General features: G+C 63.8%; 11 protein-coding genes. 4 read left to right on the forward strand and 7 right to left on the reverse strand.

Annotated elements, in window-relative coordinates:
- Positions 1–61: 61 nt before the first annotated feature.
- A complete protein-coding gene (locus LB566_RS17310; protein ID WP_140493366.1) occupies positions 62–220 on the forward strand; it encodes a DUF3309 family protein in 159 nt (52 codons plus the stop codon).
- 56 nt (positions 221–276) lie between these two features.
- Here LB566_RS17310 and LB566_RS17315 read toward each other — a convergent pair whose 3' ends face one another.
- Both LB566_RS17315 and LB566_RS17320 read right to left on the reverse strand, forming a co-directional pair.
- Entirely contained in the window at positions 277–1,236 is a 960-nt protein-coding gene (locus LB566_RS17315) for an SDR family oxidoreductase (RefSeq protein ID WP_224625263.1), read from the reverse strand.
- 67 nt (positions 1,237–1,303) lie between these two features.
- Entirely contained in the window at positions 1,304–1,513 is a 210-nt protein-coding gene (locus LB566_RS17320; RefSeq protein ID WP_224625264.1) for a DUF680 domain-containing protein, read from the reverse strand.
- A 116-nt stretch (positions 1,514–1,629) separates the two neighbouring features.
- Here LB566_RS17320 and LB566_RS17325 point away from each other — a divergent pair, with 116 nt between their 5' ends.
- Positions 1,630–2,544, forward strand: coding sequence for a LysR family transcriptional regulator (locus tag LB566_RS17325; protein WP_224625265.1), 915 nt, complete (start codon positions 1,630–1,632; stop codon positions 2,542–2,544).
- On the opposite strand, the gene LB566_RS17330 is transcribed toward LB566_RS17325, so the two are convergent.
- The 3 genes from LB566_RS17330 to LB566_RS17340 all read right to left on the reverse strand — a co-directional run bounded on the left by LB566_RS17330 (position 2,502) and on the right by LB566_RS17340 (position 4,928).
- Positions 2,502–3,683, reverse strand: a complete 1,182-nt coding sequence (locus tag LB566_RS17330; RefSeq protein WP_140550890.1) for an MFS transporter — start codon at positions 3,681–3,683, stop codon at positions 2,502–2,504. The genes LB566_RS17325 and LB566_RS17330 overlap by 43 nt on opposite strands.
- A 128-nt stretch (positions 3,684–3,811) precedes the next feature.
- Positions 3,812–4,120, reverse strand: a complete 309-nt coding sequence (locus tag LB566_RS17335) for a DUF1244 domain-containing protein (RefSeq protein WP_140517585.1) — start codon at positions 4,118–4,120, stop codon at positions 3,812–3,814.
- A 10-nt stretch (positions 4,121–4,130) separates the two neighbouring features.
- Positions 4,131–4,928, reverse strand: a complete 798-nt coding sequence (locus tag LB566_RS17340; protein WP_224625266.1) for an N-formylglutamate amidohydrolase — start codon at positions 4,926–4,928, stop codon at positions 4,131–4,133.
- A 270-nt stretch (positions 4,929–5,198) separates the two neighbouring features.
- On the opposite strand from LB566_RS17340, the gene LB566_RS17345 reads away from it, so the two are divergent.
- Positions 5,199–5,663, forward strand: a complete 465-nt coding sequence (locus tag LB566_RS17345) for a DUF1036 domain-containing protein (protein ID WP_411910486.1) — start codon at positions 5,199–5,201, stop codon at positions 5,661–5,663.
- Positions 5,660–7,093, forward strand: a complete 1,434-nt coding sequence (gene pyk / locus LB566_RS17350; RefSeq protein ID WP_224625267.1) for a pyruvate kinase — start codon at positions 5,660–5,662, stop codon at positions 7,091–7,093. Before LB566_RS17345 ends, pyk begins: the two co-directional genes overlap by 4 nt.
- Before the next feature lie 12 nt (positions 7,094–7,105).
- On the opposite strand, the gene LB566_RS17355 is transcribed toward pyk, so the two are convergent.
- Positions 7,106–7,570: a hypothetical protein gene (locus LB566_RS17355; protein ID WP_224625268.1), complete on the reverse strand. Its 465-nt coding sequence runs from the start codon at positions 7,568–7,570 to the stop codon at positions 7,106–7,108.
- A 52-nt stretch (positions 7,571–7,622) separates the two neighbouring features.
- Positions 7,623–8,690 carry an alpha/beta fold hydrolase gene (locus LB566_RS17360; protein ID WP_224625275.1) on the reverse strand — a complete coding sequence of 356 codons (1,068 nt, stop codon included), beginning with the start codon at positions 8,688–8,690 and terminating at the stop codon, positions 7,623–7,625.
- Positions 8,691–8,726: the final 36 nt, after the last annotated feature.

The raw sequence follows: 8,726 nt of genomic DNA on the forward strand, positions 1-8,726 counted from the left end.
AACTACCGGGCGGCCTTTTGCATTGTTCCCTCGGATTCAACCAGACGGCGAGGGCTCTAAAATGACGATCAGCACGATTCTCATCATCATCCTGATCCTGATCCTGATCGGCGCGGTGCCGGCATGGCCGCATTCGCGCTCCTGGGGCTATGGGCCGTCGGGCATTGTCGGCGTCGTCCTCGTCGTGGTGCTTATCCTGCTTCTGATGGGCCGGATCTGACCGGCAAAGATTTGCAGCCGAGACCGCCGTTCTCATCTTTTCGGTACGCTCGGCAATCACGCTGCTTGGTGCCAGGCCGGCGCGACGGCGAGGCCGATATCCTGCAAGGCTTCATGCACCGCCTGGTCCAGAGGGGTGTGCGGGATTTCACCGATGACTTCTTTCAGTCGCGCCGAGACCAGCCGGTGCGCCTCGAAGCGCAGATAGGACATCGAGACGATCTCGCGCCACATCGCCACGAACGGGCTGCCGGCGCGCAGCACCCACCAGGGCATGAAGCTTAGTTTAAGCTTGCGTCCCAGCGCCTTTTCGGCGGCCGTCTTGATCTCGATGTCGGTGACGGCATGGCCCGGAAAATTCAGCGCCTCGTAAGAGCCGAGCTTGTCGAGATTGCGCGCCAGTGCGACGAAACCGACAGCGAAATCCGGCAGATAGGCCCATTCATGCACCAGATCGGCCGGGCCGGGCGCAGTGTAGATGCCCTTGCTCATCTTGGCGGCCACGACGAGGTCGAACCAGGAGCCGCTGCCGGTGCCGCCGAAGAAATCGCCGGCGCGCAGAATGATCGTGCGCACCCGACCGGCTTCCGCTTCACGGCGGAACAGTTCCTCCATGGCGCAGCGGATCCGCCCTTTCTCGGTTGTCGGATGGAACGGCGTGTCTTCCGTGATCACCGCCGGCATCGGCGAGCCATAATTGTAGACGGTGCCGGGGAAGAGATGCAGCGTGCCGTTGGCCCGGCAGGCGGCCATGACATTCTCGGCCATCGGCAGGCACTTGCCCCAGTCGGTATAGATCGGGTTCAGGCCGTTGAAAATGATGTCGACGCCCTGCGTGGCGCGGATCAGAGACTCGCGATCCAGCGCATCGCCGGCGACGAACGTCGCGCCTGCAAGCTCAGCCGGCACCTTGCCGCTGCGGGTGATGGCGCGGACATCATAGCCCGCATCGATGAAGGCCTTGGCGACCACGCGGCCGAGCCGGCCGTTGGCGCCGAGGATTGCAATCTTGGTCATTCTTCGTCTCCTGTTTGCTTTGAAGCGACGGGACAAGCCCGCCGCCTCGGGATATCTCGACGTCTGTTCAGCGGTTGCCGAAGAGGTCGCGGTTGCTGCCCTGGAGGACTGGCTTCCGGACGATCGCATCCGACTTCTCGATCGATGTGGTGATCGTCTTGTCGGTGCTGGCGACAGGCGTCTGGCTGGCGTTGTTCGAGCCGAACTTGTCGCTGCTTGCGAAAGCGGCGTTGGCGGCGATGAGGAGGGCAGCGGCGGTGAGTGCAATCTTGGTCATTTGGGGTACTCCTGATTGGCTTGTGGCAGTGCGTATCGGTGTCTGCAGGCCGAATATGATTTCCTCATCAATGAATTGAAATTGACCACGCGTGCAGTTTTGATATTCATTTTTGAATGGCAGATATCGACTGGAACCTGATCAAGAGCTTCGTCACGGTCGCTGAGACCGGCAGCCTGTCGGCCGCGGCGAGAAAGCTATCGGCAAGTCAGCCGACGCTTGGCCGTCACATCTCGGAACTGGAACAGGCGCTCGGCGTCATCCTGTTCCGGCGCGGGCGAAGCGGCTACGCGCTGACTGAAGCCGGGGCCACTCTGTTCGAGCGCGGCAAGGCGGTGAGCGAGCAGGCGAGCGCTTTTTCACTCCTGGCGTTGGGTTCGGTCGAAGCGATCGAAGGCACGGTGCGCATCGCCGCCAGCGAGGTGGTGGCGGCCTATGTGCTGCCGGACATGATGGCGCGGCTCGGCATCGAGGAGCCCGGCATCGAGGTCGAGATCGTCGCTTCCAACCAGGTCGAGAACCTGCTGCGCCGGGATGCCGACATCGCCATCCGCATGGTCAAGCCGGCACAGAACGAGTTGGTGGCGCGCAAGGTCTGCGATATCGCGCTCTGCGCCTGTGCTGCCCTAGCCTATCTCGACCGGTGCGGCCGCCCGCGCCAACCGGCCGACCTGCTCGACCACGCGCTGATCGGCTTCGACCGGAGCGACGAGATGATCCGAGGCTTTACGCATTTCGGCATACCGGTCACCCGGAACAGTTTTCGCTTTCGGGCCGACAACCAGATCGTGCTTTGGGAGGCGGTGCGGGCGGGAAACGGCATCGGCCTGGGCCAGGAGCCGCTGGCCGAGCGGGACCCCCTCGTGGAGAAGGTGCTGCCGGGCCTGCCGCTGCCCAGCTTGCCGGTGTGGCTGGCCATGCATCGCGACGTGCGCACCAGCGTGCGCATCCGACGCGTGGCGGATTTCCTTCACGAGGAACTGAAACTCTATTCGGCCGGCGCCGCGTCGGGAGCGAATTCGGCGCGGTGAGCCAATCCGGCCATCAGCAGGACGACGATCAGCAGGCCCGACATGGCGATGAAGATCGGGCCGAAGCTGGAATGCTCGGCAACAAAGCCGATCGCAGAGGGCGCCACGAGGATGCCGGAATAGCCCATCGTGGTGACCACGCTCATGCCGGTGCCCGACGACATGCCTTCCTGGTTGCCGCCGGCCGAAAAGATGATCGGCACCATATTGGCAATGCCGAAGCCGCACAGCGCGAAGGCCGAGATGGCAAGCCAGGGTGAGGGCGACAGGCCTGCGATCAGCATGCCGGCGGCAGCGACGATCGCCGAACCGCGCAACGTCGTCACGGCGCCGAAACGATTGCGCACGCCATCGCCGAAGAAACGCATGATCGCCATGACGCCGGAAAAGGCGGCGTAGGCGAGGCCGGCAATGGCGAGATCGGCGCCAAGTTCCTGCCTGAGATAAAGTGCTGCCCAGTCGAGCACGGCGCCTTCGGAGACCATCGTCAGCAGCGCCATCAGGCCGACGAAGTAGACCAGCGGGTTTGCCGGCAAGGTGAATTTATGATGCTCGGCAGCCTGCGGCCTGCCCTCGGCGACGATATAGGGCACCGCCGCCGCGATCGCCGCGAAGGCAAGTACCGTCACCACCGCGGCATGGGCGAGGTGGCCGTAATTCTGGATGGCAAAGCCGCCAAGGGCACCGCCGGCGAAACCGCCGAGGCTCCAGAAGCCATGCGAGGAGGACATGATCGCGCGCGACAGCCGCCGCTCGACCACCACCGCATTGGCGTTCATGGCGACATCCATGCCGCCGATCGAGCCGCCAAAGATGAACATGGCGACGGCAGCCAGCGGCACGTTGGGCGCCAGCGCCACGACCAGCAGGCCAAGGCTACCGCAGAGGCCAAACCAGCGCAGCACGGTGCGCGAACCGTGTCTCGAGATCAGGTGCCCGCACCAGGTCATGGCGGTGACAGCGCCGGCGCCGAACAGCAGGATCAAAAGCCCCAGAGTGAACTTGGAAATGTCGAGCCGGGTCAGGAACACCGGGATCTGCGGCGCCCAGCTGCCGGTCAGGAAGCCATTGGCGAGGAAGATGGCCGCCACGGCCCATCGCCCGCGAATGGCGGTCTGCATTGCATTCGACGCGTTCATAGGCGAATCCGGTCAGAAAATGGCTTTGCACGGCAAATTAGATCGATTCAATTTTCAGTCAAGCGCTCGCTCGGGAAGCATTTGGGCCAAACCGAACGCTTAAGGTAATCGGGGACGTGAGAGACCACCTAGTGGTCTCGGGGTCGCCTGGCTTCGAATTCAGCCTTCTTGGCGTCGGAGGCTTCGGTCTGGTGCAGCGCCTGCCATTGCGCGTAAGGCATGCCGTAGACGATCTCGCGCGACTGGTCCTTGCTCAGATCGACGCCTTCGGCTTCCGCAGCCTCGCGATACCAGTTCGACAGGCAGTTGCGGCAGAAGCCGGCGAGGTTCATCAAATCGATGTTCTGCACGTCGCCGCGCTCACGCAGATGCGCCACCAGCCTGCGAAAGGCGGCGGCCTCGAAGTCGCGTTTCTGTTCGTCGCTGAGTTCGGTCATCGAAACTTCCTCATAACGGCCCGGTGCGGGAGCCGAACATCTTCACTTGGTGTATATCGGGACGGCGATCGATCGCGTCAACGATCGGCGCCAGACGCTCAGCCCATGAAAGCGCATCCCCGCCGGTCGCGATCAGGTCCTGGCGGATTTCGATCAGCGCGTGGGCATAGCCGTTGACGATGGCGTGCCTGAACATGGTGTCGCCCCGCAGCGCGCCGTCATAGGGCTCGTTGTCGCCGACAACGAGGTTTTTGTCAGCGGCCAGCATGTCGATCAGCGGCCGCGCCACGCGGTCGTCGCGGTCCCACAGTACGCCGACATGCCACGGCCGCTGCCTGCCCTGCATGACCGGCGTGAAGGAATGCACGGAGAAGATAAACGGTGCCTTGCCGGAAGCCTGCGCGACCGAGGCGATCATGGCGCCGACGGCGTCGTGATAGGGTCGATAGAAGCGATCAAGCCGCCTTTCCCGCTCTTCCGGGGCGAGGGGATAGTTGCCCGTCACGACGGTGCCGTCATAGAGTTGACGGATCAGCGTCGGATCATCCTCGCCGCGATTGGGATCGATCAGCAGCCGCGAAAAATTCGCGAGCACCGCTGGCACGTCGAGCAAGGCAGCGAGTTCGCGCGTCACCGCCTCGACGCCGATGTCATAGGCGATGTGGCGGTCGAACGCGGCCGCCGGCAGGCCAAGGCTGCCATAGTCTTCAGGCAGGTCGCGTCGGGCATGGTCGGCAAGCAGCACCACGCCCCGCTTGCGATCGCCCTCGACGACATCGAAAGGCGCGAAAACTGTGGATCGGGTCATTGGCGGGAAATGGTCTGTTCGCTGGCTTCCGGGGAGGATGCTATCGTCTTTCCACGAAGACGACGCGGGCGCAATGCCGTTGTTTGGCCAAGGTTTCCGCTGAAATCTGGCAAGGGGCGACGGACCGCGCGCCGGGAGCCTTCTTAAATCGATTGGAATTGGACAAAACGGCGCGTTGACATGCGCCCGGACTTTTCCGAAAAGGGGCGCAGAGAGATGCTGATGTGGTTCTTGAGGGGTTTCAGGATGAGTTCCGCCGGCGGGCGGCGCGTGCGCTTCGCCTTCGCCATGCCGCTCCTGACGCTCGCCGTGGGCCTGTCCGCGATGTTTGCGGCCTCGCCCGCACGCGCTGATTTCCGCGTCTGCAACGCGACGCAAAACCTGGTCGGCGTAGGCATCGGCTATCGTGCCAAGGCCGGCTGGATCACGGAGGGCTGGTGGCACATCGAAGGATCGAGCTGCAAGACGCTGATCGAAGGGCCGCTGTCATCAAGGTTTTACTATCTTTATGCAGAAGACGCCGAACGCGGCGGACGCTGGGACGGCCCGATCAACATGTGCGTGGCTGAAAAAGAGTTCAAGATCGCCGGCGTCACCGATTGCGTCGCCCGGGGCTTCCAGCGCGCCGGATTCCAGGAATACGACACGGGCGAGCAGGCAAGCTGGATGGTCCAGCTGACCGACGACCCCGCAACGGGAGGCGCACCAGCCGCCCCGGGAACAAACAGTCAATGAGACGCAGCCGCAAGGTCAAGATCCTAGCCACCATCGGTCCGGCCTCCTCTTCCGAGGAAATGCTGAAGAAGCTGTTCGAAGCGGGCGCCGATGTGTTCCGCATCAACATGAGCCATACGGATCACGAGTTGATGCGCATGCTGGTCGGACGCATCCGCGCCGTCGAGGAGACAGTCGGCAGGCCGATCGGCATCCTTGCCGACCTGCAAGGGCCCAAGCTGCGCGTCGGCAAGTTCGCCAACGGCAAGGAGGTGCTGACCGTCGGCCAGACCTTCACGCTCGACGACAATCCCGAGCCCGGCACCGCGGCCAGGGTCTATCTGCCGCATCCCGAAATCCTGAGTTCGGTCGAAGCCGGCCACCGGCTGCTGATCGACGACGGGAAGCTGGAGCTGAAAGCGGTCAAGGCCAATGGCAAGGCGATCGTCTGCACCGTCGTCGCCGGCACGACGATTTCCGACAGAAAGGGCGTCAGCCTGCCCGATACCGACCTGCCGGTCGGCGCGCTGACCGAGAAGGACCGTAGGGATCTCGACGCGGTGCTCGCCACCGGCGTCGACTGGATAGCGCTGTCCTTCGTGCAGCGGCCGGAGGACCTGGCCGAAGCGCGCAAGATCGCGCGCGGCCGGGCACTGATCATGGCCAAGATCGAGAAGCCGCAGGCGGTTGCCCGTCTGGCCGAAATCATTGAACTGTCGGACGCGCTGATGGTCGCGCGCGGCGATCTCGGCGTCGAGATGCCGCTGGAAGCCGTGCCCGGCATCCAGAAGCAGATCACGCGCGCCGCGCGCCGCGCCGGCAAGCCGGTGGTAGTCGCCACGCAGATGCTGGAATCGATGATCACCGCGCCCGTACCGACCCGCGCGGAAGTCTCCGACGTTTCGATTGCCGTCTTCGAAGGCGCCGACGCCATCATGCTTTCGGCCGAATCGGCCGCGGGCGCCTATCCGGTGGAAGCGGTGGCGATGATGAACCGCATCGCCACCAAGGTGGAAACCGATCCGACCTATGCCGGCATCATCAACGCCCAGCGCTCCGAGCCTGAAGCAACCGGCGCCGATGCGATCTCGCTGGCGGCCCGCGAAATCGCCGAGACGTTGAAACTGTCGGCGATCATCACCTACACGGCCTCCGGCACCACGGGCCTGCGCGCCGCGCGCGAGCGCCCGCAGGTGCCGATCGTGGCCCTGTCGCCGATCGTCAACACGGCGCGGCGGCTATCGCTGCTGTGGGGCACGCACTGCGTCGTCTCCCCCGATGCCACCGATCTCGACGACATGGTCGATCGCGCCTGCCGCATCGCGCTTGAAGAGGAATTCGGCAAGCCCGGCGACCGCGTCATCATCACCGCCGGCGTGCCGCTAAGGACGCCGGGTTCGACCAATATGCTGCGCATCGCCTATGTCGGATCGGACTTGGGCACCCGCTAAGCGCCGAGGACCTCAACGCGTCGCGATATTGAGAGCTCTTGCTGCCGCTTCGGCGTGGTCTATGCGCTGAAGGAAGCGACGCGCGCGGGCTATGGGATCTTGCAGATACTGATCCGGCCCCCGCATCTTTCGCCGATTGAGTTCGGCAGTGTCGAGCAGATCGAAATCAACCTTTTCCAGCGTGCAGTGCCAGTCGGCGCTGCGTGAAGCCCATCCTCGTTTGTGGTGTTCCAGAAGCCGTTCGCGGCTGGAATAGCCATGGTAGTCGAACGCGATCACGCCGTTGGTCACATAGACATGGTTTCCAGGATAGTTTCCGCTTGGAACGATCCGCTCGCCGTAGAATCCCTCCAGGGGAGGATAGCTGAGAAAAGTGCCCGCAAGGATGGGGCAGGCGCCGTAACCGAAGAAGATGCGGTCCGGCAGCGCCCAGAATTTTTCGGGATTTTTCTTTATGCCGTGTTTCAGGATGTACATGCCGCTCTGGCCCCAATACCGTTTTTCGACGACCGCTTTCGGAAGAGGCACATCAGGTCGGCGCCAACTCCGCTTCGGGTTCCTTGAGGTCGGCGCATTTGCCGGCGGCATAGGCATCGCCGGCGACCCGCGCTTCCACCGCCCTTGCCATCGCCTCCAGATCCACGCTCCTGCCGGCGACCTTCTCGATGGCTCCAACGACCAGATCAGACGCGATCCAGTCCGGCTTGTGGCCGAGATTGCGCACCCAGACGAGTTCGGCGCCGGCAATGTCGCGCTCCAGGCCGACCGAGTGGATATGGGCGTAGACGACCTTGTCGCGATCGCCCGAGATGATCACTGTCGGCGCCTTTATCTCGGCGTAGCGCGGCGCGGCTCCAAGCGCATAACGGTAGAGGCCGGCGACATCGCTGGCATTTGCGCGGAAGGCCGACGGCCTCAGCACCAGCGGGATCGAGGCTTTGGCGACATAATTCTCCGGCACTTTGTTGGGCGAGAAGACGCAGGTCGTGGCGGCGGCGATCCGCAGCATTCCTGCCGGATAGCTCAGCGTTTCGGAGAACAGCCGACCGATCACCGGAATGGTGGTCAGGTCGTAGTACCAGGCGGTTGCGCCGCCAGGCCACGGATGGGTCGCGGGTGCCAGGAATACCAGCCCGAGTGTCTTGTCGGCATGCTCGCGGCCGAAGGCGGTCGTCACCGCGCCACCGAAGGAATGGCCGACGATAATGGCCTGCTTCATGCCGAGATGGTCCATCAGCGCGGCGACGGTGCCGGCCTGCGACCGGGGATCCTCGTTGTTGCCGGGCCCGCGTCCTGACCAGCCGAATCCCGGCCGGTCGAAGAACAGCAATTCGGCGCGCCCTTCGAGCTGCGGCCTGAGCGGCAGCATCTGATCCCTGAGATTGGCGCTGGCGCCGTGGATGAAGACAACAGGCGGCAGGTCGGCCTTGGCGGGGCCAGGAACGTGGACGTAGTGGATGCGCGCGCCGTCGATGTCGACGAATTCGCCGACTGCCGGGTTGCGACGCTCGATCAGCCAGGAGCCGACGCGGGTGATGCCGACAAAGCCAAAGACGAGCGCCAGAAGGAAGGCGAAGACGGCATAGAGCAGGTTCATGTGGGATATACGAGAGGGAGTGGGGGAGTAGGGGAG

The sequence above is a fragment of the Mesorhizobium sp. CA13 genome, from assembly GCF_020165235.1.
Lineage (GTDB): Bacteria > Pseudomonadota > Alphaproteobacteria > Rhizobiales > Rhizobiaceae > Mesorhizobium.

Coding starts and splice junctions, on each gene's coding strand:
- LB566_RS17310 (WP_140493366.1), top strand. CDS start 62: ATGACGATCAGCACGATTCTCATCATCATCCTGATCCTGATCCTGATC.
- LB566_RS17315 (WP_224625263.1), bottom strand. CDS start 1,236: ATGACCAAGATTGCAATCCTCGGCGCCAACGGCCGGCTCGGCCGCGTG.
- LB566_RS17320 (WP_224625264.1), bottom strand. CDS start 1,513: ATGACCAAGATTGCACTCACCGCCGCTGCCCTCCTCATCGCCGCCAAC.
- LB566_RS17325 (WP_224625265.1), top strand. CDS start 1,630: ATGGCAGATATCGACTGGAACCTGATCAAGAGCTTCGTCACGGTCGCT.
- LB566_RS17330 (WP_140550890.1), bottom strand. CDS start 3,683: ATGAACGCGTCGAATGCAATGCAGACCGCCATTCGCGGGCGATGGGCC.
- LB566_RS17335 (WP_140517585.1), bottom strand. CDS start 4,120: ATGACCGAACTCAGCGACGAACAGAAACGCGACTTCGAGGCCGCCGCC.
- LB566_RS17340 (WP_224625266.1), bottom strand. CDS start 4,928: ATGACCCGATCCACAGTTTTCGCGCCTTTCGATGTCGTCGAGGGCGAT.
- pyk (WP_224625267.1), top strand. CDS start 5,660: ATGAGACGCAGCCGCAAGGTCAAGATCCTAGCCACCATCGGTCCGGCC.
- LB566_RS17355 (WP_224625268.1), bottom strand. CDS start 7,570: ATGTACATCCTGAAACACGGCATAAAGAAAAATCCCGAAAAATTCTGG.
- LB566_RS17360 (WP_224625275.1), bottom strand. CDS start 8,690: ATGAACCTGCTCTATGCCGTCTTCGCCTTCCTTCTGGCGCTCGTCTTT.